General features: G+C 72.0%; 24 protein-coding genes. 10 read left to right on the forward strand and 14 right to left on the reverse strand.

Annotation, left to right across the window (positions count from 1 at the left end; translation table 11 throughout):
* Window positions 1–108: 108 nt before the first annotated feature.
* Window positions 109–783: a CBS domain-containing protein gene (locus LG395_RS38415; RefSeq protein ID WP_225813841.1), complete on the reverse strand. Its 675-nt coding sequence runs from the start codon at window positions 781–783 to the stop codon at window positions 109–111.
* A gap of 116 nt (window positions 784–899) precedes the next feature.
* Here LG395_RS38415 and LG395_RS38420 point away from each other — a divergent pair, with 116 nt between their 5' ends.
* The 3 genes from LG395_RS38420 to LG395_RS38430 all read left to right on the forward strand — a co-directional run bounded on the left by LG395_RS38420 (window position 900) and on the right by LG395_RS38430 (window position 4,245).
* Window positions 900–1,796, forward strand: coding sequence for a pyridoxamine 5'-phosphate oxidase family protein (locus LG395_RS38420; protein WP_225813842.1), 897 nt, complete (start codon window positions 900–902; stop codon window positions 1,794–1,796).
* Window positions 1,797–2,126: 330 nt separating this feature from the next.
* On the forward strand, window positions 2,127–2,639 hold the full coding sequence (locus LG395_RS38425) for a DUF2231 domain-containing protein (RefSeq protein ID WP_171150086.1): 513 nt from the start codon (window positions 2,127–2,129) through the stop codon (window positions 2,637–2,639).
* Window positions 2,640–3,039: 400 nt separating this feature from the next.
* Window positions 3,040–4,245, forward strand: a complete 1,206-nt coding sequence (locus LG395_RS38430) for a PP2C family protein-serine/threonine phosphatase (RefSeq protein ID WP_225813843.1) — start codon at window positions 3,040–3,042, stop codon at window positions 4,243–4,245.
* A 42-nt stretch (window positions 4,246–4,287) separates the two neighbouring features.
* Here the strand turns inward: LG395_RS38430 and LG395_RS38435 are convergent, their stop codons facing one another.
* On the reverse strand, window positions 4,288–4,650 hold the full coding sequence (locus LG395_RS38435; RefSeq protein ID WP_171150088.1) for a winged helix-turn-helix transcriptional regulator: 363 nt from the start codon (window positions 4,648–4,650) through the stop codon (window positions 4,288–4,290).
* Between the two features lie 55 nt (window positions 4,651–4,705).
* Between LG395_RS38435 and LG395_RS38440 the strand changes: the two genes are divergently transcribed.
* The gene (locus tag LG395_RS38440; RefSeq protein WP_225813844.1) at window positions 4,706–5,932 is read left to right on the forward strand and encodes an MFS transporter; all 1,227 of its coding nucleotides are present in this window, start codon (window positions 4,706–4,708) and stop codon (window positions 5,930–5,932) included.
* Window positions 5,933–6,127: 195 nt separating this feature from the next.
* On the opposite strand, the gene LG395_RS38445 is transcribed toward LG395_RS38440, so the two are convergent.
* Complete coding sequence (locus LG395_RS38445; RefSeq protein ID WP_225813845.1) at window positions 6,128–6,544, reverse strand: hypothetical protein; 417 nt, start codon at window positions 6,542–6,544, stop codon at window positions 6,128–6,130.
* 443 nt (window positions 6,545–6,987) lie between these two features.
* Here LG395_RS38445 and LG395_RS38450 point away from each other — a divergent pair, with 443 nt between their 5' ends.
* The 5 genes from LG395_RS38450 to LG395_RS38470 all read left to right on the forward strand — a co-directional run bounded on the left by LG395_RS38450 (window position 6,988) and on the right by LG395_RS38470 (window position 15,328).
* Entirely contained in the window at window positions 6,988–8,310 is a 1,323-nt protein-coding gene (locus tag LG395_RS38450) for an epoxide hydrolase family protein (RefSeq protein WP_225813846.1), read from the forward strand.
* A 274-nt stretch (window positions 8,311–8,584) separates the two neighbouring features.
* Window positions 8,585–8,767, forward strand: coding sequence for a hypothetical protein (locus LG395_RS38455; RefSeq protein ID WP_225813858.1), 183 nt, complete (start codon window positions 8,585–8,587; stop codon window positions 8,765–8,767).
* 7 nt (window positions 8,768–8,774) lie between these two features.
* The gene (locus LG395_RS38460; RefSeq protein ID WP_225813860.1) at window positions 8,775–12,353 is read left to right on the forward strand and encodes a WD40 repeat domain-containing serine/threonine protein kinase; all 3,579 of its coding nucleotides are present in this window, start codon (window positions 8,775–8,777) and stop codon (window positions 12,351–12,353) included.
* A gap of 582 nt (window positions 12,354–12,935) precedes the next feature.
* Window positions 12,936–14,570 (forward strand): molybdopterin-dependent oxidoreductase, encoded by a 1,635-nt coding sequence (locus LG395_RS38465; RefSeq protein WP_225813867.1) that lies wholly within the window; start codon window positions 12,936–12,938, stop codon window positions 14,568–14,570.
* 95 nt (window positions 14,571–14,665) lie between these two features.
* Complete coding sequence (locus LG395_RS38470; protein WP_225813907.1) at window positions 14,666–15,328, forward strand: fasciclin domain-containing protein; 663 nt, start codon at window positions 14,666–14,668, stop codon at window positions 15,326–15,328.
* 350 nt (window positions 15,329–15,678) lie between these two features.
* Here the strand turns inward: LG395_RS38470 and LG395_RS38475 are convergent, their stop codons facing one another.
* The 8 genes from LG395_RS38475 to LG395_RS38510 form a co-directional block, all read right to left on the reverse strand.
* The gene (locus LG395_RS38475) at window positions 15,679–16,428 is read right to left on the reverse strand and encodes an anti-sigma factor (RefSeq protein WP_225813868.1); all 750 of its coding nucleotides are present in this window, start codon (window positions 16,426–16,428) and stop codon (window positions 15,679–15,681) included.
* Window positions 16,425–17,009, reverse strand: a complete 585-nt coding sequence (locus LG395_RS38480; RefSeq protein ID WP_171150095.1) for a sigma-70 family RNA polymerase sigma factor — start codon at window positions 17,007–17,009, stop codon at window positions 16,425–16,427. The genes LG395_RS38475 and LG395_RS38480 overlap by 4 nt, the downstream gene beginning before the upstream one ends.
* 347 nt (window positions 17,010–17,356) lie before the next feature.
* Entirely contained in the window at window positions 17,357–17,542 is a 186-nt protein-coding gene (locus tag LG395_RS38485) for a hypothetical protein (protein ID WP_225813869.1), read from the reverse strand.
* Window positions 17,543–17,869: 327 nt separating this feature from the next.
* A complete protein-coding gene (locus LG395_RS38490) occupies window positions 17,870–18,061 on the reverse strand; it encodes a hypothetical protein (RefSeq protein ID WP_171150097.1) in 192 nt (63 codons plus the stop codon).
* A gap of 82 nt (window positions 18,062–18,143) precedes the next feature.
* Entirely contained in the window at window positions 18,144–18,710 is a 567-nt protein-coding gene (locus LG395_RS38495; protein WP_225813870.1) for an SDR family oxidoreductase, read from the reverse strand.
* A gap of 89 nt (window positions 18,711–18,799) precedes the next feature.
* On the reverse strand, window positions 18,800–19,603 hold the full coding sequence (locus LG395_RS38500) for a formate/nitrite transporter family protein (RefSeq protein ID WP_225813871.1): 804 nt from the start codon (window positions 19,601–19,603) through the stop codon (window positions 18,800–18,802).
* Between the two features lie 73 nt (window positions 19,604–19,676).
* Window positions 19,677–21,137, reverse strand: coding sequence for an aminotransferase class I/II-fold pyridoxal phosphate-dependent enzyme (locus LG395_RS38505; RefSeq protein ID WP_225813873.1), 1,461 nt, complete (start codon window positions 21,135–21,137; stop codon window positions 19,677–19,679).
* A gap of 338 nt (window positions 21,138–21,475) precedes the next feature.
* On the reverse strand, window positions 21,476–21,646 hold the full coding sequence (locus LG395_RS38510; RefSeq protein ID WP_171150101.1) for a hypothetical protein: 171 nt from the start codon (window positions 21,644–21,646) through the stop codon (window positions 21,476–21,478).
* A 481-nt stretch (window positions 21,647–22,127) separates the two neighbouring features.
* Here LG395_RS38510 and LG395_RS38515 point away from each other — a divergent pair, with 481 nt between their 5' ends.
* Window positions 22,128–23,480, forward strand: a complete 1,353-nt coding sequence (locus tag LG395_RS38515) for an APC family permease (RefSeq protein ID WP_372463522.1) — start codon at window positions 22,128–22,130, stop codon at window positions 23,478–23,480.
* Window positions 23,481–23,597: 117 nt separating this feature from the next.
* Here LG395_RS38515 and LG395_RS38520 read toward each other — a convergent pair whose 3' ends face one another.
* Genes LG395_RS38520 through LG395_RS38530 form a run of 3 tightly spaced genes read right to left on the reverse strand, consistent with a single transcriptional unit; the run spans window position 23,598 to window position 26,265 of the window.
* A complete protein-coding gene (locus LG395_RS38520; protein ID WP_225813875.1) occupies window positions 23,598–23,987 on the reverse strand; it encodes an STAS domain-containing protein in 390 nt (129 codons plus the stop codon).
* Window positions 23,984–24,601, reverse strand: coding sequence for a hypothetical protein (locus LG395_RS38525; protein ID WP_225813877.1), 618 nt, complete (start codon window positions 24,599–24,601; stop codon window positions 23,984–23,986). Before LG395_RS38525 ends, LG395_RS38520 begins: the two co-directional genes overlap by 4 nt.
* Window positions 24,598–26,265, reverse strand: coding sequence for a PP2C family protein-serine/threonine phosphatase (locus LG395_RS38530; RefSeq protein WP_225813879.1), 1,668 nt, complete (start codon window positions 26,263–26,265; stop codon window positions 24,598–24,600). The genes LG395_RS38525 and LG395_RS38530 overlap by 4 nt, the downstream gene beginning before the upstream one ends.
* Between the last annotated feature and the right edge of the window lie 104 nt (window positions 26,266–26,369).

The following is a 26,369-nucleotide window of genomic DNA, read 5'->3' on the forward strand; positions in this document are numbered from 1 at the left end:
GGGCGATGTACCTGCTGCCGGAGGCCACTGCTCGCTGCTCAGCACCGGCGTGCCCGGATCGGCGGGCCGCCCGCTCGGCGACCAGGCCGTGGACGAGGTTGCGCCCGCTCAGGTGCCGGTGGGTGCGTCCCTGGCGTCGTCCGGCCGGTAGGTCAGGTTCGCGGTGACCGACACCACACCGTCGACGCCACGGCACAACTGCTCGACGACGGGAACGAGACTCTTGTGCCCGACGGTGCCGGAGAGGGTCACCCGCCCGTCGCGCACCTCCGCGGTCACGTCCCGGGAGTCCAGCCCCAAGGTCCGCCGCAGCAGATCACCGGTGATCTCCTCACGGATCGCCTCGTCACGACGGAGGAAGACCCGCAGCAGATCGCCACGGCTGACGATGCCGAGGAGCCGGTCCGCCTCGTCCACCACTGGCAGTCGTTTGACGTTCTGGGTCTCCATCAGCCGGGCGGCCTCGACCACGGTCCACTCCGGGCGCGCGCACACGGCGGGAGCCGACATCAGTTCCTCCGCGCGGGAGCCCTCGGCCTTGGCGCGCTCCCAGGCCTCCAGATGCGGGATGGGAGCCCGGCCCGTGGGATCGGCCTGGTCCGCGCTCTTGCGCAGCAGGTCGGCCTCGGACACGACGCCCACCGGACGGTCCAGCTCGTCCACCACGGGCAGTGCGGTGACGCCGTTCTCCTCCAGCAGCCTGACGAGCTCCTTGAACGGCGTGTCGGGCCGTGCCCGGACGACGCCCCGGCTCATGAGCTCCTCAACCGTTCGGTGATGCATGGCGCCTCCCGGATACGGACGTCCACCTCGTGGGTCGGGGAACTGCCGCCCCGTGCGGCCGTGTGGCCCGCGTGGCAGGTTGGATACAGCACCATTCTGAGCAGAGGGCGGCGATCATGCGAGCTCACCTCGGCGACCAACTCGTCATCGAAAGCCCGGCCACCGGCGTCGCCAGGCGCGACGGCGAGATCGTCGGACTTCACCACGAGGACGGAACACCCCCCTACGACGTGCGCTGGTCGGACACGGACGAGGTGACGCTCGTCTTCCCCGGGCCCGACGCCCACATCCGCCACCTGGAGCACGAACATCCCGGCCCCGGCCGCGGAGGACCGGCAGAGGCCGTGTCCGCCGCGACCGGAGCGGCCGATCCCGGGGACATCGGCCGGCGCGTCGCCGCCGAACGCCGCAGGCGCGGGCTCAGCCGGGTGGAAGCAGCCGGCCGCGCCCGGATGTCACCCGACTACCTGGCGTATCTGGAGGAACGGCCCGCCGATCCGACTCTGGGGACCCTCATCAGGCTGGCCGACGCACTGGGCACCACGGTCGCGGCACTGCGTGGCGGGGGCATGGACCTCCCACCCGGTCAGGGTCACGCGCTGCTCCACCCCCGGCTGCGGGACCTCGGCCCGGAGGAATGCCGCACCCTGCTCTCCACGCACGGCGTCGGGCGTGTCTCCGTGACGGCGGCCGACGGCCACCCGGCGGTCGTCCCGGTGAACTACGAGGTCGTCGACGATGCCATCGTCTTCCGTACCGCACCCGACTCCGTGGCCGCGGCGGCCGTGGAGACGGAGGTCGCCTTCGAGGTCGACCACGTGGACGAGGCGATGAGCCAGGGCTGGAGCGTCCTCGCCGTCGGTACGGCGAGCCGGGTGACGGAGCCGGAGGCGGTACGCGGGCTCGCCCAGCACGCGCACACCACCCCCTGGGCCGGCGGCGAGCGCGACATGTGGGTGTCGATCCGGCCCACGAGACTCACCGGCCGCCGGATCACTCCCGCTGACCGCTAGCGACCCGAGGAGTGTCCCGCACGGGCAGCACCTCTGAGGCTCGGATCCGCTCGGAACGCGCGATCTCATACTGCGCCAGACATGCCCGCCGGGGTCCGCCGGTCGTCTCGCCTCCGGATGCGTCGGTCGAGCCCGGGCGCCCGCAAGAGCGCAGTGCGGAACGGGTCCGCACGGCCGGCGGGCTGATGCCGGCACCCGCCGTCACGGTCCCCGTGGAGACGGCGCTGCCGGTGGCCGCCCCCGATGACGCGTCATCTTGATCCATTGAGAGGCAACTGAGAGCTTGCTGTGCCAGGCTGACGGGCCTCTTATCCTCTCAGGAGCGCGTGAATGAGTCTGATCAACGGTCTGCCCAGCCATGTCCTGCTGGTCCATGTGGTTGTCGTGCTGATACCCCTGACCGCCCTGGCCTTGGTCGCGGCTGCGCTGTGGCCGCGCGCCGGGCGGCGGCTGGGTCCTCTGCTGCCACTGCTCGCCCTCGTCGCCCTGGTCAGCGTGCCGCTGACCACGCACGCCGGCGAGTGGCTGGAACGACACGTGGACGACGACGCCCTGGTACGCCGGCACGCCGAGCTGGGCGACGGCCTGCTGCCCTGGGCCTTGGGGTTGTTCGTTCTGGCCGCGGTCGTGTGGTGGACCGGCCGGCGCGCCCCTGCGGAGCCTGGACAGGGTGGCGGCACGCGCTGGTCCGCGCTGCCCGTACGGATCGTCGTGGGCGTGCTCTCGCTGGCCGTTGCGGCGGGGGCGGTGGTGGACGTCTACCGGATCGGCGACTCCGGGGCGAAGGCAGCCTGGCACGACGCCTACTCGAAGACGGTGAAGGGGGCGGAGGACGGGTCCTGAACCGGCTCCGGCCGAGCCGGTGCCGCTCGTGGCACTGCGCGCCGTCGCCTGCGGCCGGAGGCGACGGCCCCGCCGCCGTCGGCCTCCACCCCTCGCCCACATGTCTGCTGTAGATCACCGGCGCCTACAGGCTGTTCGCCGTCAACACGGCCGGGCACCGACGAAGCCCCGACCGCCTGACCGCCAGCACAGCGGAACCATCGCCGCTCGATCGGCTCGGAAAGGAAACGTGCACGTGTCCTTCGGTACAAGGCGGCTACCCGACACAGGTCACGTGGAGCAGGTGGGCCGGTCAAGGCGCTGAGCCGGCGTCCTCGAGCGCCGGCTTCGATTTCAGGTGAGTCGGCGTATCCGGTCCGGCTGACCGGGGAACCTGGCGCGAGGAGCCGGGAGGTGCTTGATGGTGGCCGGTGACGACGGTCTGGGCCTGGACGAGGTGCTGCGGGCAGCGGAGAACGCCGCCCCCGTGGAGTCCGTGGACGTGGTGGCCCAGAACCTGGAGAAACGCCTCTCGGCGACCGAGGTGTGCTTCCTGTTCGTCGACATCCTCGGCCAGGAGGCCGTCCGGCTGCCCAGAGCCGGCGTCGCCGGGCAGACGCGCGGGCAGGCGGGACGAGTGCGCCTGGCGGGCAGCGTATACGACCGGGTGCTGCGTTCCCAGCACCTGCATCAGGAGGACGCCCCGGAAGGTGCGTGCCGAGTGGTGGCGCCGGTGACGAACCGCGGCGACTGCATCGGCGTACTGGAAATGGTGGTGCCGCATGCGGACGAGGCGGTCCGCGACGCGGTGGTGCAGGCCGCGCACGCGCTGGCGTACATCGTGGTCACCGACCGTCGCTTCACCGACCTCTACCACTGGAGCCGACGCACCACCCCGGTGAGCCTCGCGGCCGAGATCCAGCACCAACTGCTGCCGTCCGCGCCCAGCTGCGAGGCCGCCCACTTCACCCTGGCCTGCGGCCTGGCCCCGGCCGACGAGGCCGGTGGCGACACCTACGACTACGCCCTGAACCGCAACGCTCTGAATCTGTCGATCACGGACGCGATGGGGCACGACACCGCCTCCGCCCTGCTGGCGACCCTCACCGTCAATGCCCTGCGCGGAGCCCGCCGCGCCGGCCGCAGCCTGCTGGACCAGGCCTACGCCGCCCACCATGCCATCACCGACCACGCATACGGCATGACCACCGGCCAGCTGCTGCGCATCCATCTCGACACCGGCGACTGCGAGCTGGTCAACGCCGGTCATCCCTGGCCCCTGCGGCTGCGCGGGGACCGCGTGCGGGAGCTGCCGCTGAAGGTGAACCTGCCGTTCGGGGCGCCCGCCCCGGTCACCTACGAGATACAGCACATCCACCTGGAACCGGATGACCGGCTGGTCCTGATCACCGACGGGATGCAGGACCGCACAGCCGCCAAGGTCCAGTTGCCCGCCCTCCTCCACGACACCCGCAACCAGCATCCACGCGAAGTCGTCCGGGCCCTGACCGAAGCGGTCCACGACGCCTGCGACGGGCACCTGCCCGACGACGCCACCACCCTCGTCCTGGACTGGCACGGCAGCCGCTCCGGACAACGCCACACCACCGGCGGCTCCAACGCCTGACGAGTACACATGTCCCTCCCGGCCGTCCGCCGGCGGGAGCAGTCACCGTTTCCCATCGGCTTGTGCGCGGGCGCGTTCGATGTCGGGGACGTGCCTCTCGGCCCACTCCCGGACGGCACGCAGGGGTGTCAGCAGTGACCGCCCGAGGTCGGTGAGGGCGTACTCGACATGCGGGGGATTCGCGGGGATCTCCGTTCGGGAGATCAGCCCGTCGTACTCCATCGCGCGAAGCGTCTCGGTGAGCGCCTTCGACGTGATCCCACGGATGTGCGCCTTGAGTTCCGTGAACCGCATCGGCCCGCCGTCCAGCGCGTTCACGACGAACACCGTCCAGCGCGCCCCGATCCGGTGCAGAACTGTGCGACTGGGGCAGGTCGCGGCCATGACGTTGTACGGGTTACCCATGCACGGCTCCCGGTAGCGTTGTGGATACCGGTATAGAATCTATACCGTCCGGGCTGTGACTCCTTCCGATCGCACGATCCGCCCCTCGACAGCCCGGCACCGTCGTTTCGTCGCAGCGATCGCCATCGACTCGATCGGCACGGGTGTCTTCGTTCCCGTCTCGCTGCTGTACTTCCTGGCCACGACGTCGCTGACGCTGACGCAGGTGGGCGCGGCACTGACGACGGCCGGGCTACTGGCGCTGCCGGTAGGCCCTCTCGGCGGAGGACTGGTCGACCGATACGGCACCAAGCCGGTGCTCCAGGCGGCGAACCTGGCCCAGGCCGTCGGCTTCGCCGGGTATCTCGTCGTGGGCCAGACATGGCAGATCACCGTCTGTGCCTGGCTGAACAGTGCCGGGAGGGCGGTGTTCTTCGGATGCTACGGCGCGACCGTCACCGCGCTGGCCGCGCCCGGCCAACGCGAGCGCTGGTTCGGTCTTCTGGGGTCGGTACGGAACATCGGCTACGCACTCGGCGGCCTCCTCACCGCCGTCGCCGTGAGCTTCGGTACTCACGGTGTCTACACCGCCATCGTGGCCGTCAACGCCTTGTCCTATCTGGCCGCCTTCGTTCTGACGCGGGCGGTGCCGAACATCCGTCCCGAGGAGGGTCGCGACGCTGCTGGAGGCTGGGGGCGTGTACTGCGGGACCTGCGGTACCTGTCGGTGGTCGTGCACCAACTGTTCTTCGCGGTCTCCTTGTTCGCCCTCAACATCGCGATACCGGTCTACGCCGTGGACGTGCTGGGGCTGCCCGGTTGGACTGCCGGCGCTGTCTTCACGCTCAACACCCTGATGGTCGGCTTCGGTCAAGGCGTCGTCGTCGGGTCGCTCGGCGGGCGCACCCGCAGTCGCGTCCTCGTCGCCGGGCACGCCTGCTTCGCGACCGGCTACCTCCTGTTCCTCACCGCCGACCGCGTGACCGCGCTCGCCCCGGCATTCGGCATCGTGCTGCTCGGTGCGATCAGCTACACCTTCGGTGAAATCCTCGGCGGCCCCATCACGTCGACCGTCGCAGCGGAAAGCGCCCCAGACGCCCTGCGCGGCCGGTACCTCGCCCTCAATCAGCTTGCGGTAAGTGCCGCGGGGGCGCTCGCTCCGGCCGCACTCTCGGGGTTGCTGTCCACGGGGGCGGCGACGATCTGGCTGACCCTGGTCGGCGTCAGCGTCCTCGGAGCCATGCTCGCCACCACGATCGGCACAGTGGTGCCGGCGGCGCGGAGCCACATCGGAAGTGTCTAGTGCCGTGGGTTGGCCCGGTCGGCGGTCATGGCGGTCGGCTGACGCTCACATGTGCCGGCAAGCACGAGGGGGCGCCGCCGGTATCGGGCAGGCACCGTGCCTACGCCCTCACGGCCTGAACGGCATTGTCCTCGCGAGAGAGCACGGGCGTTGCCTTCGCGGCTCGCCGCCTCAGTGCGTTGGACCGTGTCCCGGTCAGCGGCGGCGGGACGCGGCCCGTTGCGCCTGCCGGCGCAGGGCAGCGACCCGGGCAGGGCGTCGGCGCGGCGCCGGAACCGGCCGGTTGCGTACCGTGGGCAGGGGTGCCGGACGGGTGGTGCCGGCTTTCTCCTGACCGGGAAGCGCGAGGAGCGCCACGAGGGTCGCTGCCAGCAGGAGGACCAGATCGATCCAGGCGACCCAGTTCCAGCCGTCCTTCCGGCTCGTCTCGTAGGGCGCGGCGACGTCGTAGATGACGAGATAGGCGAAAGCCAAGTACCGGACGTGCCTCTTCTTCGACGCGGTGTCCGCGACGAAGCAGACGGCCAGAACGAGGAGTAGAGGAAGGTTGACGTACCAGGCCACCCGAGGCGCCAGCAGGATGAACGCGGCAGCCGTGACACTCGTGAACACCTGACACCCCCGTATCTCGATCGACAGGACCCTAGCACCGGATGTCCCCCGCCCGGACGGGTCAGGACGGCGGGAGGTTGGCGAGCAGTACATCGGCTCGGGAACGAACGGCGAGTTCGTCGAACCCGGCCGCAGTCCTCCGCCGGCCTTGCCGCCCTGCTCGAGGGACATGCCTGCACCCGTTGGGGCTACCGCGCTTCCGTCCGGCATTCCTTGCTCTGGTCCATCCGAGTTGCATGCACACAAAAGGTTATGTATCGTTACTCTCAGTAATACATCGACCCGAGCATTCACGAGACAAGCGAACGCAGAACCGTCTCGCTGCCCATACGTGCAGCAATCACGGGCGCGCCGCACTGCTTTCCTCGCGGACGATCGATTCGTATGCCGTGGCCGTGCCGCGAATGCGCCCCTCAAGGATTTCGACCATCCGAGGAGTCATCATGCCCGAGGCTCTCCGCGCGCACTCTCGCAGGAAGTTCCTCTCCACTTCGGCCGCCGCCGTGGCCGCGTCAGCGACGGGTGTTGCCGGCCTGGGCTCCTGGGACCTGTCCGGGAAGCCGGTCTCGGCGAGCGAGCGGCAGGCCATCCGGCCGTTCCGGGTGGACGTTCCGGAGCGAGAACTGACGGAGCTGCGGCGCCGCATCGCGGCGACACGGTGGCCCGACCGGGAAACGGTCCGCGATCAGTCCCAGGGTGTCCAACTGGCCACCATCAAGGAACTCGCCGGCTATTGGGAAGCCACCTACAACTGGCGAAGGATCGAGAGGAAACTCAACTCGCTGCCGCAGTACAAGACGGAGATCGACGGGCTGGACATACACTTCATCCACGTTCGCTCCCCTCACTCGGACGCGCTCCCGATGATCCTGACCCATGGCTGGCCCGGATCCGTCCTGGAGTTCCTGAAGGTCATCGGTCCGCTCAGCAACCCCACGGCCCACGGCGGCCGTGCCGAGGATGCCTTCCATCTGGTCATACCGTCCATGCCCGGCTACGGCTTCTCGGAACGGCCGACGACCACCGGGTGGAACCCCGACCGCATCGCCCGCGCCTGGGCCGTGCTGATGGAGCGGCTGGGCTACAAGCACTACGTGTCCCAGGGCGGCGACTGGGGTGCCGTCATCTCGGACAAGATGGCGGTCCAGCGGCCGGCAGGACTGCTCGGGATCCACGTCAACTTCCCCGCGACCGTCCCGCCGGACATCGCCAGGAAACTGGCGTGCGGAGACCCCGTACCCGCCGGTCTGAGCCCGGACGAGAAGGCGGCGTACAACAAGCTGGCCACCTTCTACAAAACCGGATCGGGCTACTCGGCCATGATGGTCACCCGCCCGCAGACCGAGGGATACGGGCTGACGGACTCCCCCGTCGGCCTGGCCGCCTGGATGTACGACAAGTTCGCCGCCTGGACGTACAGCGACGGGCATCCGGAGCGCGTGCTCACCAAGGACGAGATGCTCGACGACATCACGCTCTACTGGGTGACGAACACCGCGACTTCTTCCTCGCGGCTCTACTGGGAGAACAACGCCAACAACTTCAACGCCGTTTCGGTATCGCTCCCCGCCGCCATCACTGTGTTCCCGGGTGAGATCTACCAGGCACCGAGAAGCTGGGCGTCGCGCGCGTACCACAACCTCTTCTACTACAACCGGGTCCGCAACGGCGGCCACTTCGCGGCCTGGGAAGTCCCGGACATCTTCACGAGGGAACTCCGCGCGGCCTTCGGTACGCTGCGCCGCACACATGGCGCGGGGAAGTAGAGCGGCAGGTGTGACCGTACTGTGACAGCCTCGCAGCATCGCCGCTCGATGCGCATCAACCGCAGTCCCCTAACCTGGCGATGGTGGGGGTTGAGGTCGTATCGGGGAGGGCGATCGAGTGTCGCTGCACTGCCACCTCTGCATCAGGGACACCAAGGCCGATCGACGCCGGTCTCCGCGGGAAGCGCGCCACGGAGGCCGGCGCGGACCTGGAGTTCGTCGGTGTCGAGCGCAGTGGGGATTCTGCGACGGCGCACCGCGTGACCCCTCCGTCATGCCGGGGCCGCTCTCCGGCCTGGCCACGACGTCGGCCGCCGGCAGCGGCACCGTGCCACCGGACGCGCCTGTCTCCGTTCACCTGGTGAACCGCCGGCCGCGTGGCGTGAGGCAGGAGGACGCCCGCGAGGGCATGACGGTGCTCCTCGGCGGTCCGCTGTCCGTCACCCTCGCCGGCTGAGGCCGCCGTGGGACGCGGACCGGCCCGCATCTGGACGCCCGGCGACGTCGTGCTGGGCCTGTACGAGGTGCTCGACGTGGTGCGCGACGGCGGGATGGGCCTGGTGCACAGGGTCCGGCACCGCGACTGGCAGGTGGACCTGGCAGTGAAGACCCCGCGCCCGGAGCGGGTGCGCACGCCGCACGACCGGCGGCTGTTCGAGACCGAGGCGGGCACGTGGGTGGGACTCGGGCTGCACCCGCACACCGTCAACTGCGTGTACGTGCGCACCATCGACTCGCTGCCCCGGGTGTTCGCCGAGTGGATCGACGGCGGCAGCCTGGCCGCGGCCGTGCGCGGCGGCAGGCTGTACGAGGGCGGCCACCGGGTGGCGCTCGGCCGCATCCTCGACGTGGCCGTGCAGATGGCCTGGGGTCTGGCACACGCCCATGACAGCGGGCTCGTCCACCAGGATGTGAAACCGGCGAACGTGATGCTCCAGACGGACGGCACCGCCAAGGTCACCGACTTCGGCCTGGCCGGGACGTCGGCGGCGAACCGGCAGGAGAGCGGCGACGACCCGCCGGGCGTGACGTTCGCGGGGATGACACCGGCCTACTGCTCCCCGGAGCAGGCGGTGGCCGCCGCGGGGCGCCGCGCGGTCCGGCTGACCACGGCGACCGACGTGTGGTCCTGGGCGGTGAGCGTCCTGGAGATGTTCGCCGGACGTCGCCTCACCGACCACGGACAGGCCGCCGGCGACGCACTGGAGAGGTTCCTGCGGGCCGGCGGCGCCGACGACGCGCGGGTGCCGGCGATGCCCGCGAGCGTCGGCGGACTGCTGCGGCAGTGCTTCCAACAGGACCCGGCGGCGCGCCCGTCCGGCTTCCACGAGATCTCATCGGCACTCGTCGAGCTGTACCGCGCGGAGCTCGGCACCGCCTACGGGCGGCCCGAGCCCAGGAGGGTGGACCTGCTGTCGGCCGGTCTGTCCAACCAGGCCCTGTCCCTCCTGGACCTGGGCCGGGCCGACGAGGCCGAGGAGCTGTGGCAGCGGGCCGTGGCAGCCGACCCGCACCACCTCCCGACCCTCTACAACTCCGGCCTGCACCGGTGGCGTTCCGGACGCCTGACCGGAGAGGAGCTGTTCTCCGACCTGGCGGCGGCCCGCGCCGCCGGACCTCCCGACGGCCTCGGCGCGCTCCTGCTCGGCTGCGCGGCGCTGGAACGCCACGAGGACGGGCAGGCGGCGGAGTTGCTGCGCGAGGCGGTCGCCGCCGAACCGGACTCGATGGACGCCGCGGTGGCGCTGGCCGAGCTGGCGCGCCGCCCGCCACCGGTCCGCGCCGAGCTCGACGGCCTCATCGGGCGGGTGACGGCGGTCGCGGCGAGTGCGGACGGCGGCCTCGTGCTGTCCGGCGACAGCTCGGGCCGGCTGGTGCTGTGGGCGCACGGCGAGCGGAGCCGGCGACGCGCTCGGCGGACCCTGACACGGAGCGGGCAGCGCGTGCTCCACCTCGCCATGGACGCGGCGGGCACGCGTGGCGCGGTGCTCCGCGAGGACGGCTCGGTCGAGACCTGGGACCTGGCACGCCGCCGCCGGCTCGACCGGCCGGCCCGGCAGGACAGTTCTCCCGCCTGCACGCTGGCGGTCAGCGGCGACGGCCGCTACGTGGCCGTGGGACGCCAGGACGGCACCGTACGGATCTGGCAGCCCGGCCGGCCGGACCAGGTGGTCGCCATGGTGCGGGCGCACAGCGGCGCGGTCACCTCGCTCGCGCTGAGCCGCGACGGCAGCAGGGGCGTGTCCGCGTCCTTCGGCCGAGGTGATCACGACGGCACGGTCCGCGCGTGGGCCCCGTTCGCCGGACGGCTGCTCGGCACCCTGACCGGACCGGTTCGGGGGACGCTGCACGGAAGGGAGGTGCGGACCTCGGCGCTGGACCTGGTGGGCATCTCCCCTGATGCCCGCTGCGCCGTGGTCGCCTGGTGGACAGGGCCGCTGACGGTGTGGGACGCCCGGCGTTGCGAGGTGGTCAGCGAAGTGCCGCACCGGTTGCGGCACGTGGAGGCCGTCGCGGTCGCCTCGTCCGGACCCACTTTGCTGACCGCCGGCGACGGCGGGACGTCGATCCAGGCGTGGGACCCGGCAACCGGCCGCTGCCTGCGCACCGTGGACCGGGACACGCCGTCCGGCCTGTACTCGGTGGACGGCGTCGCGCTCGCGGCGAAGGGCAGGGTGGCCGTGCTCGGCGGCGACGGCCTGGTCGTACTGCGTTCGCTGCCCGGCACCGGCTACCGCGCGCCGTGGTGCTACGCCCGCCCTGGTTCGGCCCGTGAACTCACCCGTACGGACGAGGCGTTCCGCGCGCTGATCGCACGCGTCGACGAGCTGGCGGACACCGAACGCTACGCGTCCGCCGCCGAGACGCTGCGCGCCGCACAGCAGGTGCCCGGCTTCGCCCGTCATCCCGAGGTGCGCCGGGCGTGGGTGAGGGTGGGAGCGCACGGCCGCCGGGCGACGCTGCTCGGCGCGTGGGTACTTTGGGGGTACGACGGGGACCAGGTGCTCACCCAGCCCGTCACCGCCGCGCTCGGCCGCGCCGGCACCCTGTTGGCGACCGGTCGGTGGACCGGCGAGGTGGACGTGTGGGACGCCGCCGCCGGGGAGCGGCTGCACACCTTCGACCGCGGTGAGCGCGGCAGTGCCCGGGACATCCGGTTCGCCCTCGACGGCCTCCTGCTGCTGGTCCTGACCAACGTGGGCACGATCCGGCAGTTGAGCCTGGAGGACGGCGGCAAGCGGCTTTTCACCGACGACTCCGGCCGGATCAGCGCTTTCGCGCTGAACCCCGCGGGCAACCGGGTGCTGATCGGCGACGAGAGCGGCACGCTGCGGATGCGGGACCTGCCCGCCGGCTCCGTACTGAGCACGGTCCGGGCGCACGCGGGCAAGGTGCACGCGGTGGCTCTCAGCCCCGACGGCAGGTTCGCCGCCACGCACGGCAGCACCCGGTCGCAGACCTCGTTCCCCCAGGCGGGCGAGCACGAAGTGCACCTGTGGCCGCTGGACGCGGAGCGTCCCGCCTGGACCCTGCCGTCGCGCGGCGGTGAGGAGTTCCCGGACTTCAGCCCGGACGGGCGGACCCTGTTCCTGTCCACCGGTCTGAGCACCACGGCGTGGGACGTGGCGAGCGGCGCCTTCCGGTACTCGGTCGACTGCGGCGGCTCGTTCTCGTCCGGCCAGACCGCACGGGCCTTCAGCGCCGACGGCACGCTGGCCGCCTCCCCGGGCCGCGACGGGGTTCAGGTGTGGGAGACCGCCACCGGCCGGGTGCTCCACTCGCTGCCCTGCGGCATGCCGTACGGCTTCGCCCTCAGCGCCGACGGCACGTTCGCGGTGACCGGCGGCTGGGACGGGCTGCTGCGCGTGTGGGACCTGCGTTCGGGATCCTGCCTGCGGACGCTGGAGGGCCACGAAGGACCCGTCGCGAGCGTCGAGTTGAGCCCGGACGGCACCTTGCTGGCCACCGCGGACCTGGGCTCGGCGCTGCGGGTGTGGGAGCTGGCCTGGGACTACGCCGTCGGGCCCGGGGACGGTGACTGACCGTTCCGTGCCGCGGTACTCGTCGTCGCCACCGGGCGGACCCGCGGCGGGGCCGGACTCCCCGACGAGTACATGTCCGGCGAGCGTGCCCGCTGGGTGCTCGAGCGCGGGGCGGGACGCCCACATCCGTATCTCCGCCGCCTTCGGCCGGCTCATGCGCCACCGCCTGGCACGGAGCTCCGAGACGTTGCCGTAGCGGTTCCGGGCCGGGTGACCGACGGCCCAGTGGGTGACGCCGCTGTCGTGGCGGGTCGTCGGCCGTGCCGTGGAGCGCATGACCGCTTTCCCGGCTCGGTCGCCGGACCCGGCCTTCGGCAACGCCTGCGTCAGCACCGGCTGGCACTCGGGCATGTGACGCGGCAGGCATCAGCGCGGTGAGTGCGCCAAGGGCGCCCGGAGTCCCGCACGGGCGCCCTTGCGAGCAGGACGACGCAGGCCCCCGGACCGAGCAGGTCCGGCGATGTCTGCCGGCGCTTAACTGGGTAATCCGGGGTGCGAGGCACGCTGGATCGCTCTGCCGGCTTCTTTCACCCGATCAGGTCGAGGACCAATCCGCCGCGCGGGCAGAACCGGATTCCCTCCGTGAGGGACGAAGAGAAGGATCAGCGAGTACGGCCGGGGTGGCCGCGTCTGGGCCTGGGCGCACTGAGCGGGGTGCTGGCCGCCTTCGCGTCGCTGGCCGTGGCCGAACTGGTCGCGGCAGCGGTGCGTCCGCAGTCCGGTCCGGTCGTCGCGGTGGGCGGTGCGGCCATCGACGCAACGCCCGCCGCAGTCAAGGACTGGGCGATCCGCCACTTCGGCACCGACGACAAGCTCGTGCTGCGCCTCGGCATCCTCGTCGTGCTGACGGTGCTGGCACTGGCGCTGGGTGCGTTGGCGGTGCTGGATCGGCGGGTCGGCGCCGCCGGGGTCCTTCTCTTCGGAGCCATCGGCGCGGCGGCCGCCGTCAGCCGCCCCGACTCCGCCGGCCTCGCCGACGCCCTACCGTCCGTCGTCGGGGCCCTCGCCGGGGCACTCCTGCTCTTGTACGGGCTGGTCGGCCGCCTGACCGCGGTGAGGCCGCCGGCGTCATCGGCATCCGACTCCGCGACCGGGGCAACGGAAGACGGCTTGTCCGCGCCCACAGGCTGGGACCGGCGGGGGTTCGTCCTCGCGGCCGCGTCCGCGGCAGCGGCCTCCGCCGCGGTGGGCGCGGTCGGCCGGTCCCTGAACGCCTCGCGCGGCCGGGACGCGATCGCCTCCCGTGCGAAGGTCACACTGCCTTCTCCCGGGTCACCGGCGCAGCCGGTCCCCGAGTGGGCCGGGCTCCGCATCCCTGGGATCAGCCCCTTCGTCACCCCCAACCCGGATTTCTACCGGGTCGACACCGCGCTGGTGGTACCCCGAGTGGACGCCGCCGCCTGGCGGCTGCGGATCCACGGCAAGGGCGTACAACGTCCCGGAACCTACTCCTTCGACGACCTGCTCCGCAGGGAGCTGATCGAGCGGGACATCACCCTGACCTGCGTCTCCAACGAAGTCGGTGGCCGGTATGTGGGCAACGCCCGCTGGATCGGCGTACGGCTGGCCGACCTGCTCGCCGAATGCGGAGTCGAGCCTCCCTCCCGGGGCGGACCAGCGGATCAGCTGGTGTCCCGGTCAGTGGACGGCATGACGATCGGCAGCCCGGTCGAGGACGTCATGGACGGCCGTGACGCCATGCTCGCCCTCGGCATGAACGGCGAGCCGCTGCCCTTCGACCACGGCTTCCCGGTCCGCATGATCATCCCGGGGCTGTACGGATTCGTCTCGGCCTGCAAGTGGATCAAGGACCTCGAGCTCACCACGTTCGACGCCTACGATCCGTACTGGACCAAGCGCGGCTGGGCCCGCAAGGCCCCGATCAAGACCGCCTCGCGGATCGACACTCCCAAGCCGTTCGCCCGTCCCGACGCCGGCACGGTGATCATCGCCGGAGTCGCCTGGTCCCAGCACCGGGGCATCGACAAGGTCGAGGTCCGCATCGACGACGGCCCCTGGCAGGAAGCCGGTCTCGCCGCCGAGGACACGTGCGACACCTGGCGCCGATGGTCGCTTCCCTGGCAGGCCGCCAAGGGCGTCCACACCCTCACCGTCCGCGCCACCGACCGCACCGGCACGGTGCAGACCGACGAACGCACCCGCACCATCCCCGACGGCGCAAGCGGATGGCACTCCGTCGTCGTGACCGTCGGCTGACACCCCCACGAGGGCCCGTGCCCTCCCCGGAACCACCTTCCCGCAACACCCCGAACGCAGCCGTAGCGCGCTGCGCCTTCCCACAGGAGATCATGATGAACACCCGTATCCGCCGTACCGCCGGATTCCTCGCCGCGGCCGCCGTGCTCCCGCTGGCCCTGACCGCCTGCTCCAGCGGCAGCGACGACGCGGGCAGGTCCGGCTCCTCGGACAAGGCGTCGGCGCCGGCCACCAGGAGCAGCGACGACGCGGGCGGTTCCACGGCCTCCGCAAGCAGCGTGGACCAGCCGTTCGGCCCCGCCTGCTCCGCCGTGCCGAAGAACGGCGCCGGCTCCTTCGACGGCATGGCCAAGGACCCTGTCGCCACCGCCGCCTCCAACAACCCGGCCCTGTCCACCCTGGTGACCGCCGTGAAGAAGGCCGGCCTGGTCGACACCCTGAACAACGCCCAGAACATCACCGTGTTCGCGCCGACCAACGACGCCTTCGACAAGATCCCGAAGGCCACGTTGGACAAGGTCCTGAACGACAAGGCGCAGCTGACGAAGATCCTCACCTACCACGTCGTCGGCCGGAAGCTCACCCCCAGGGACCTGGAGAACGGCTCCTTCGACACGCTGGAGAAGTCGAAGGTCATGAGCTCCGGATCGGGCGAGTCCTACGTGGTCAACGACTCCGCCAAGGTCGTCTGCGGCAACGTCAGGACCGCCAACGCCAACGTCTACATCATCGACACCGTCCTGATGCCCGGAAGCTGACGCCACCGGAAGCCGAGGAAGCGTGCCCCGACCGGTCGCCTTGATGGGAGTGACTCGGCGGGCGCGCTTCCTCCTACGGGGGCACCCGCCACGCCCGCCCGACCGGCAGGGCGTGGCGGGTGCCCTCGTCAGGGGGCTGGTCCGCAGATCTCAGGGCCTGCTGCCAACCAGCCCTCCGAGCCAGCCGTTCACCCTCCGTGGAGGGAGACAACACCATGGGGAGACGCCGTCCCGCTGCCCCACGCACACGTCCGCGGTCCGCGCCGACGGCTTCTCTCCCCGGCCGCCGCGCCGAGGCTGTCAGCCGCGTGGGGAGCACCGCCGGACGGGCGGTGCTCCCCACGCGCACCTCACGCCGGCAGGCCGAGCAGGGCGACCGGTGACGAGGTCGGCTGCTTCGATCCACCGGCCGGCTCCACCGTGATGCCGATCGCGGAGGCACCGTCCACCGCTCCCCGCATCAGCACGGCCTGGCTGCCGCGGTCCGGGTCCATCAAGCCGGCCGAGCGCATCTTCCCGCCGTCGGCGAACCACAGCTGGTACACCTTGCCCCGCGGTGGGGCGGTCATCCCCGAGGCGACGAACACGGCCCGGTCCCGGCTGGCCGAGACCACCAGCGTGCCCGAGCCGCCCGCCACCTTCGCCGAACGCGACTTGGCATCAGGCGCCGCCAGTACCCCGGCAAGATCCTCGACGCGCCGCTGCTCCTGGGCCGCCTCGTGCGAAGCGTCCTGGGCGCGTTCGTACTGCCACACGGCGGTACCCCCGAACGCGGCAGCGGCGGCCACACCGGCGGCCAGCGCCCACCGGGCCAGGCCCCGTCGCCGCTGCGCGCCACGGCGTACCCGCTCCGGCGGCGCGGCACCGGGCGGCACCTGCCGCACGGTCGTGACGCGCCGCAGCACCTCCTCCCGCATGGCGGGGCGCGCGCGCACCGTGGAAGCCAGAGCCAGGCGCCCGGCGGTTGCCGCGAACTCGGCGACCTCCTGCCGGCAGGCGTCGCACACGGCCAGGTGAATCTCGAAGGCGGCGCGTTCCTCAGCGTCCAGCGCGTGCACGGCGTAGGCGCCGGTCAGCGCGTGCAGATCGGTCGTGGTCACGCGGTCACCCCCAGGCAGTCGCGGAGGCGGATGAGCCCGTCACGCAGCCGGGTCTTCACCGTGCCCAACGGCAGCGACAGTGCTTCGGCGACCTCCCGGTAGGTCAGGCCGCGGTAGTAGGCGAGGGTGACCGACTGGCGCTGGAGTTCGGTCAGGGTGCGCATGCAGCGCCTCACCTGCTCCCGCTCCAGTCGGGTCTCGACCTGCTCGGTCACCTCGTCGTAAGCCGGCTGGTGGTCGAGCAGCGCGGCCTTGGTGTCACGGGCCGCCGCAGCCTCCACAGAGCGCACCCGGTCCACGGCCCGCCGGTGTGCGAGCGTGAGGATCCAGTTGATGGCCGTGCCTCGCTCGGGCCGGTAGCGCGGAGCCGTGCGCCAGACCTCCACCAGCACCTCCTGCGCCACCTCCTCCGACTGGGCCTGATCACGCAGAACGGCCCGGGCGACCCCGAGAACGGAGCCGGCCACGGCGTCGTAGACCGCGGCGAAAGCCTCCTGATCACCCAGCGCCACCTCGTGGACCAGCTGTTGCAGATCAGGTTGGGCAGTTGGAGCACTGCCGATGTACACCGGTTCCTTCACAATGGCTCTCCCCTAGGCACGGCGGGGCGGAACAGCCCCGTGTAATCCGAGGCCACGCGAGCTGCGGATTGGTCGCCTGCCGGCCTGCGATCCCCGGCTTCGGCATCCCGTCGTCACCACTGGCGCCCTTTGGCCTGCGGGCAGGTCAGCGGTCCCGGCCGCGGCCGTGTGGTGGTGTGCTGATGCGACGACGACCTGGGCGAAGCCGCCACGGATGCCGGCCTTGGCGGGTACGGCGGACGACTGGCCACATCCTGGTCCGAGGGGCCCGTCAGGAGGGAGTGACGGGGGGCGGACGAAGGGGTCGGGCCACCGTCGTCCGGAGTGGCGAAACCGACGCCTCTTCCTCAGTGCACCGGGTGTCCGCCCGCGCACGTGTCCATCCCCTCGCCGACCCACTTGTGGCAGGACGGGCAGGAGCGGACCTTGCTCAGGGAGACCAGCGCATGCCTGAGCAGGCTGCGTGTGCTCCTACGGGTGGCCTCCAGGGACACGGACAGTCTCCGCACCAGCAGGCCGGTGACGCCCGGCACCGGTTTCTCCTTTCCGGCAACGAGCGACAGCTCATTGCTCAGCGGTCTCACCGTCTTCCCCGGATTCCTGCTCACACGCCTGCGCGAGGCCCACGACGGAGGTCAACGTCCCAGTCCTCGACACGGTCGGGCACCGGGCCGAGCCGGATCGGTCGCCGGGACAGCGACGAGGCGGACGTGACGGGCCCAGCCTGAGCGCGGTCACCCTCCAGCGAACACGCCCCCGAGGCCACGGGCGTGTACGGGCCGCGTGCCGTCGGCCATGCGCGCCTCATAGCGAACGGCCCCGCGCGGGGCCGTTCGCTATGAGGCACCATCGCTGGAGGCTCAGGGGTGATCGGGCTGCTGCGCCGGAGGCACTCCGCCGCCCTCTCCTCCACCCTTCGCACCCTTGTCCGTGCCGTGCGGGTGACCACTCGTGCCGCCGCCCGCCTGGCCCGCCTTCAACTGGCGGCTGTCCTCCGGGGTGGCCGCCCCCTTGTCGTTACGCCGTATTTCAGGCTGCTGCGGATTCGGCATGGTCCCGACCTCCTGCTGCATGGGGTGGTGCTTGCTTCCGGCAGCCGCCGGGTTCCCAGGGAGACCCGGGCGACGCATGCGTTCAGAGGACGGGCCGGCCGCCGGTGACCGCGATGCGGGCACCGGAGACGTACGAACCCTCGTCCGAGGCGAGCAGCACGTAGACCGGGGCGACCTCGGCCGGCTGGCCCGGACGGCTGAGCGGGACCTGAGAGCCGAAGTTCTCCACCTGCTCGGGCGGCATCGTCGCGGGGATCAGCGGTGTCCAGATCGGCCCCGGGGCCACGCTGTTGACGCGGATGCCGCGCTCGCCCAGCAGCTGTGCCATGGCCCCGACCATGTTGGCGATGCCCGCCTTGGTCACGTCGTAGGGCAGCAGCGTGGGTACCGGCATGTCGGAGTTGACGGAGGTGGTGGCGATGATCGACGCCCCGGGCCGCATGTGGGGCACCGCCGCCTTGCACAGGTGGAACATCGCGCTGAGGTTGACCGCCAGGGTGTGATCCCACTCGTCGTCGGGGATCTCCTCCAGCGACTCGTGGGTCATCTGGAACGCCGCGTTGCTGTAACTGTGCTCCCCGTGGTCGGGCCTGGGCCGCATCGGGGCTTCCGTGCCGGGCGGCTGCTGTTGCTGTGCGGGCTGCGACATCGCGCATCACTCCTTTTGTGGAGAAACGAGCACCGTGAGGGGTCCCCGGCGGCTGACGGCTGCCTCGGTGCGGTCGGTGATCGCCGACGTCACTGGCCGGCTTGTGCGGTGTCGCCGCTCAGCACGGGGGCACTGCGGACGAGGCGCAGGGTCGTGGTCAGCAGGAGGCCGCCGACGATGTTGCCGAGGACCGCCCAGGCCAGCCACCCCAGCCAGTCGAGGTAACCGTAGGACGTCGTGCCGGTGTGCAGGCCGGCGAACGCGATGAGGGAGTCCAGCACCGAGTGCCACAGGCCGAACCCGGCCAGGACGAACGCGGTGGTGACCGATGCGGTGATCTTCCCGGTCATGGACTCACTGCCGTGGTGCATACGGGTCATGAGCGTGATGACGCCGCCGCCCAGGACGGCGAGGCAGAAGGTGCCCAGTGTGTACCCGCCGTCGACGAACTTCGCGCCCGAGGCGGCCGCGGTGCGGTGCAGGTCCGGGTAGGCCTGCACGACCAGCCACGTGAAGACCCATCCGCCGATCAGGTTCATCACCAGGACGGTGCCCCACATCCTCGCCAGGTCCAGCCAGGTGGCCGCGCCCGCGATGACGGTGGCGACGGGCACCAGGAACCCCTCCGTGAACAGTTCGCTGTGCCCGAGCAGCAAGGCGATGAGCCCCACGGAGAAGGCCAGTCCGGCCAGCAGGTCGCTGCCGGTCTCGTGCCGCACGAACAGCAGCGCCATGACGCCGACACCGACGTCGATACCGCCCAGCAGTGAGGTGGCCACCAAGGACGTCCAGGTGCGGTGCAACCGTGGTCGGCCCTCGGCCACGATCCGTTCCGCCGCCTCGGCGACTCTCCGTTCGCCGGGTCCCCGCATGATCCGGTCATCCGGCTCCATGGCACTCCTCCGGTGTCGTGCCCCCCACGTGAACAGACAGTCCGGGACGCATGCGCTGGTCAGGGACGGCCGGCTATCGGGCCGTCACCCGCAGGGTTTCGGCACTGGGGTCGGCAGCGTCGGGGATGAGCATGCCGGCGGCCACACCGCTGGTCAGGTAGTCGACGACCTCACGGGTGATGACCTCGCCCGGGGCGACGACGGGGACGCCGGGCGGGTAGGGGCTGATCGTCTCGGCCGCGACGCGTCCGACGGCCTGCCGGGCCGGGACGTGCTCTGCGCTCGCGAAGAAGGCGTCCCGGGGCAGCATGGCCTGCTCCAGCTGGAGCGCGCGGGGCTCGGGCAGGCGGACCGGAGGCCGCGTCCCGATGGTGTCCGCGTGTTCGACGAGGCGGTGCAGGGAGTCGACGAGGAGGTGCTCGGTCCGGTCGTTGTCGGCGTGGGTGATCTGTGCGCTGATCCGGCAGGTGTCGCAGGACCCGATGTCGACATGACAGTGGGCGCGCAGCCATTCGGTGGCCTGCATGCCGCTGATGCCGAGCTCCCGCACGTCGATGGTGATCTTCAGCGGATCCAGGTCCGTCGCGAGGCCCTGTCCGACGACCTCCTGGCCCATCAGGCGCAGGCCGGGCATCCCGGTGACGGCCTTGCGGATGCGTGCCGTGCGGTGCAGCGCCGCGTCCAGCAGGTCGTGGCCGTGCTGGACCATGTGGCGGCGCCATCCGTCGAGGGTGGCGTACACGAGGGACGAGGAACTGGTGGTGCCGAGCAGGTCCTCGCGCTGCTTGAGCACCCCGGGTGAGACCCGGTCGCCCTGGAGGTGGAAGACGGAGCTCTGTTCGACGGCGCCGCCCATCTTGTGGACGCTGGTGACGACGAGGTCCGCGTCGGCGTTCATGCCCCAGGCCGGCAGGTCGGGGTGGAAGGGCAGGTGGGCTCCCCAGGCTTCGTCGACGATCAGGGGGATGCCGTGGTCGTGGCAGACGGCGGCGGCGCCGCGGATGTCGGCGCACGAGCCCCAGTCCGTGGGCGTGATCAGCAGCATGCCCTTGGCGTCCGGGTGCTCCCGCAGCGCGCGGCGGACGTCGTCGGGCTCCGGCGGATGTGCCAGGTGCCGCTCGGTGTCGAACTTCGGGTGCACCCACACCGGGTGGACGCCGTTGACGATCACGCCGGCGATCACGGACTTGTGGGCGTTGCGCGACACGAGGAGCTTCTCGCCCGGTCCGGCCACCGCCAGCATCGCGGTCTTCACGGACAGGGAACTGCCGCAGGTGGAGAAGAAGGCCTGCTCCGCACCGACCGCGTCCGCCATCAGCTCCTCCGCCCGGGTGAGCACCCCTTGCGACTCACGGCGGTCGTCGAGGCCGTTCAGGGACAGCACGTCCGAGGCGAAGACGCCCTCCCCGACGATGTCGAGGACGCGGGGATCGGCTCCCAGGCCCTGTTTGTGGCCGGGAGGTCCGTACACCACGTCGCCGCGGCGCCGGAACTCCTGCAGTGCCTCCAGCACGGGGACGCGAGAGTGATCCATCACTGCCCTCCTCGTACTCCTCATGGGTGTCACGGCGGCGTAGGCCCATCCTGGCCGGACCGCGCACCGATCCCAGGACGCCTGGGCCGCACGGGGGCGAGGGCCGAAACCGGTTGCGGGCCGGCACCCGCGTGACGGGCCTCAGGTGTGCTCCGTCGGTTCGCGGTCGGCGGTCGGTGTCCTGCGACGAGCGCCTGGCCCGGGTGACGTCCACCGCGGCGCCGACGCGCGGGCCGTCGCCCCCGGACGAGCGCGTGTGATCCCCGCCGGGCGGGCGGCGGCCCGCTGCCGGAGCAGGCGCGGCGGCGGGGCTCGTCGCGCCAACGCACGCCGCGCGGCTACTCCTCCGGCATGTCCTCCGGACGTATCCCGGCCTCTTCCAGGGCCTCGGCCATGTCGCGGCTGCTCGCCCCGCCTGCCGCCGGTTCGGTGGTGTCCCGTTCGTCGCGCTGATCGACGACTTCATCGGTCTTCGTGGTCTTGGGCTTGTTCTCCTCGGGCACGGTCATGATCTTTCATCCTCCGCACGCTGTCGGTCCCGGCGGCCGGACACGGCGTCGTCCCGGCTCGCCCGGAGCGCCGGGTAGCCCGGCGTCTGAGCACGCAAACCGGTGCGAACGGCAGCGTCGGCCGAGGAGCGCCGTGGCCGGCAGCCAGACGTCCACGACGCTGATCGCGGTACACACCGCGACCGCGTGTGCCGTCGTCGCGTCGTACCGGCACCGGCTGCGCAATGAGCCGGGCCCGGCTCCCTCCACGGGATACCGCCGCTGCTCGTCCCCTGCCTGGGCCGGACGTCCGACAGGCGGTGACGCCCGGCGACCGGCAGCCGGGCGGGATCCCCGGCGCCGGAAGCACGTCGAGCGTCCGGACGCCGACGCCAACCCGAACGACGGCCGACTCGGCGGACACCGAGCCCTGGCGGTACGGTCCGCGCACGCCACACGCCTGTCTCCGTCTGCGGCCGGCCCCGAGGGGTAGGCGGGTGGGGTGACACCTCCTACCACTCCCTCCACGCCCTCCACCGCTGAGACGGACGGCACGCCGCACAGCGGGGCCCCCGCGCTCAAGAAGGCCCTGACGACCCCCCTGCTGTACTTCTTCATCCTCGGCGACGTGCTGGGCGCCGGTGTCTACGTCCTCGTCGGCCAGATCGCCGCGGAGTCGGGCGGGGCCGTGTGGCTGCCCCTGCTCCTGGCGCTGCTGCTGTCGCTGCTGACGGCCGCCTCGTACGCCGAACTCGCCACGAAGTACCCGCGGGCGGGCGGCGCCTCCCACTACGCGACCCTCGCCTACGGGCCGTTCACCGGCTTCCTCGCCGGGTTCTGCATGCTCGCCGCGGGCATCGTCTCCGTCGCCGCGCTGGCGCGGGGTTTCGCCGGCGACTACCTGGCCGTCTTCGTCAGCCTTCCGGTGGTACTGGTGGCGGCCGTCTTCCTGTGTGCCCTGGCCCTGCTGAACGCCCGCGGTATCAGCGAGTCCACCCGCGCCAACGTGGCGGCGACGGTCGTCGAGGTCGGCGGTCTCCTCCTCGTCGTCGGGCTCGGGGTCTGGCTGTTCCTGCGCGGCGACGGCGACCCCGGCAGGCTGGTCCACCTCGGCACCGGGCACACGGGAGCCGCCGGGGTGCTGGGCGGCACGGTGCTCGCGTACTACTCCTTCGTCGGCTTCGAGACCTCCGTCAACGTCGCCGAGGAGACCCGCGACCCGCGCCGCTCCTACCCGCGGGCCCTCTTCGGCGCCCTGGTGACGGCGGGAGCCGTGTACGTCCTGGTCGGTGTCGTCGCCTCGGCCGCCGTCCCCACCGCGACGCTGGCCCGCTCCAGCGGTCCGCTGCTGGAAGTGGTGAAGGAGGCGGGCGGGGTGCCGCCGAAGGTGTTCGGTGCCATCGCCCTCGTCGCCGTGGCCAACGGCGCGCTGCTCACCGGCATCATGAGTTCACGCCTGGCCTACGGCATGGCGCGGGACGGGCTCCTGCCCCGCTTCCTGACCCGGGTGCTCCCCGGCCGCCGTACGCCGTGGGCCTCGATCGCGGCCACGACCGTGCTGGCCTTCCTGCTGGCGCTCACGGGGGACGTGGCAAGCCTCGCCTCCACCCTGGTGCTGCTGCTCCTCGTGGTGTTCTTCATCGTCAACACCGCGGTGCTCGTCCAGCGCCGCGACCGCTCCGACCGCCCGCACTTCAGGGCCTACACCGCCGTCCCCGTCCTGGGGGCGGCCTCCTGCGTGGCGCTCGCCACGCAGATCGAGGCCGAGGTCTGGGCGCGCGGGCTGGCCGTCATCGCGGTCGGTGTCGTCCTGGGGGCCGTCGCCGCCCGGCACCGCCGCCGGGCCTCCTCCTGAGCGACGCCGGGGGCTGCGGCCCCCAGGTTCCCTCGTGCGGCCCGCCCGCTGCCGCGCCGCAGCGGGCGTGTGGGATCACCCGCGGCGGCGAAGGGGCGGGACCGGCTCGGTGGGGCATCAGCCGTCGCTCCTCACGGTTCTCAGACGCCTGTCCCGGGTCTCCGCTGCCGTCACGGGGGCGGTGAGGTGTTCCAGCACGTTCGTCAGGCGCAGCAGGCGCTCGAGGACGTCGGGCCGGTGGTCCAGGTGCAGCGTGGCGCCGACGGCCTCGGTACGGCGACGGACCATCAGCAGCGCGGTCAGGCCCGAGGAGTCGATCCACGTCAGGTCGCGGAAGTCGAGACGTACGTCGCTCAGCCCGGCCTCGTCGGTTATCAGGTGCCGGACGACCGTGTCGGTCAGGCCGTCGCTCGTGTCGTGGTCGAGCTCGCCGCCCACCCGCACGGTCAGCGTGCCGGCCGTGCGGAGAACGGTCAGGGCGAATTCGGTGGGGTGCGGGTCGGTCATGCCTCGATGCGGGGGCCGGGGACGGGACGGGGGGTGCGGTCGGGCACCACGGCACCGCCTCGGGCGGCGGGCGCGCGGCGCGGGGGAATGCGTGGGGCTGCCGGGGGGTGCCTGGCTTCGGGGGCGTCGGCGGTCCGGGGCGGGCTCGCGGTGGAGCTCCCGGGGCCGTCGGCGAAGAGGGGCGCAGTGAGGCCGGTGGGGGGCGATCCGGGCAGCGGGACGGCGTCGGTGCGGTGCGGGTGGGCGACCGGATGCGGCGTGGGGGTTCGGGCGCGGGGGTGGCCGACCCGCCGGGCGCGCGGGCGGAGTACGTCGGCGGCGAGCCGGGCGGGGACGGCGTGCCATCCGGCGCCGACGCGGCCGACCGTGACCCGGCCGGGACGAGGGGCGTGGCGTGTCGGTACCGGACGGGGGTGGGGGGCGACCGCCCGTTCGTCGATGGCGGTCGCGGCGTGTTCCTGTGCCACGGTGGTGCGGCCTGCGGCCCGTTCGGCGCCGGCTCCCTCCTGGACGGGTGCGAGCACGCTCAAGGGCGGTGCTCCCTCGGCCACATCGGCGGCCACCGCCTCCCACAGCCGGTCCGACGGGCCGGCCGCCACGGTGGGGTACCTCACGTGCTGCTCCTGGTCCTCGCTGGGGACCGCCCGTTGAGAACGGTCAGGGGGCCGGTCCGGGGGACGCTGATGGCGACGGCGGCCATGTCGTCGTGGCGGCCGGCACCCAGCCACTGGGCGGCGAGCATCTGCACCCGTTCGACGACCGCTTCGGCCGGGAGGCCCGCGCACTCCGACAGGGCCCGGCGCAGACGGTGCTCGCCGTAGAACTCGTCGCCGAGCGGGCCGCCACGCGCCTCGGTGATGCCGTCGGTGTAGAGCAGGCAGGTCTCTCCGGGCGCCAGCACCGTCTCGACCGTGTGCGCCGTGACGGCGGGCAGTGCGCCGACGAGGGTCCCCCTGGCGTGTACTTCTTCCACCGTCCCGTCGGCGCGGAGGATCAGCGGCGGCAGGTGTCCGGCGCTGGTCAGCCGGAGCCGTGCACGGCTGCCGCGGCGGCGGACGGAGGCGAGGACCAGCGTGGCGAAGCGTGTGTGGCGGGAGGTGAGGAGCGCGCCGTTGAGCAGGTCGAGGACCCGTTGATGGTCGTCGGTCAGCGGCAGCAGCGCGTGCAGCGTGTTGCGGATCTTGCCGGTGAGCACCGCCGCGTCCAGGCCCTTGCCCGCGACGTCGCCGAGGACGACCAGGGTGTCCTGGGAGGGGTCGGAGCCGGGGTGGACGTCGTAGAAGTCCCCGCCGACCCGTTCGTGGTCTTTGGCCGCGCGGTAACCGCCGGCGTACTCCACCCCGTTCACGCTGCTCAGCGGCGGGGGCAGCAGCTCGCGCATCAGCGTGGCGGTGACGGTGGCCTGCTCGCTGTAGAGGCGGGCGGCGGAGAGGGCCGCTCCGGCGCGGGCGGCGAAGAGCCGGGCGAAGACCTCCTCGCCTTCCGTGAAGGACTGCTCGGTGCTGGCCCGCATCAGGATCAGGGCTCCGGCCGGTACGCCGTGCCCGGGCAGCGGAGCGACGATCACGGATCCGGCCGGGCCGGCGAAACCCTCCGGGGTGACCCAGTCGGGCAGGTCGGCGGGGTTTATCCAGCGGGCCGGTACCGGCGGGAAGCCTTGCAGGGCCTCGGTCAGGCCCGGTACGCCGGAGACGTCGACCAGTCGCGTGACCTGGGTGGCTGGCCCGCCCCTGGTCGCGTAGGTCAGCGGGTGGCGCCGCCCCTTCGGCGGGGCGACGAGGACCGCGGCGTCGGCGAGGTGTTCCGCGGCCATGGCGGCGGTCACCTCCATGCAGCGCGGCACGTTCAGGGTGGACAGCAGCGTGCTGGACACCTCCGAGAGGATCTCGGTGCGCGTCTGCGCGTCGGTCAGCGCGTCCTGGGCCAGGCGGCGGTCGGTGTCGTCGACCAGCCACCACACGACGTCGCCGTCGCCGGCCGCCGTCGGGTGCGCCTCGAAGTGGCGCTCCTTGATGGGCCCGTTCAGCGGCTCGGCGCGGGTGCCGCGCAGTCCCTCGCCGATACGCTGGTGGGCATCGCACAGCCAGGACGGGACGTGCTCGTGCAGCCAGTCGCCGCTGACGGCACCGGGGAGGAGTCTCCGGGCGGCCCCGTTGATGTCGACGAGGCCGCCGTGCCGGTCGACGACGAGAACGGGACAGGGGGCGTCAGTCCAGGTCGCGCCGACGGTGTGGCCGGCATCGGGGGAACGGGCGGAGGTACCGGGGGAAGAAGACACAAGCGGAGGCACGCACGTGCGTACCTCACCACCTTCCTGTCATGGGGAAACAGATGTCGTACGGCAACAGTCCCGCACCCGCACCCGCCGTGGCAACCCGTCCC

The sequence above is a fragment of the Streptomyces spinosus genome (assembly GCF_020400655.1).
GTDB classification, from domain to species: domain Bacteria; phylum Actinomycetota; class Actinomycetes; order Streptomycetales; family Streptomycetaceae; genus Streptomyces; species Streptomyces argyrophylli.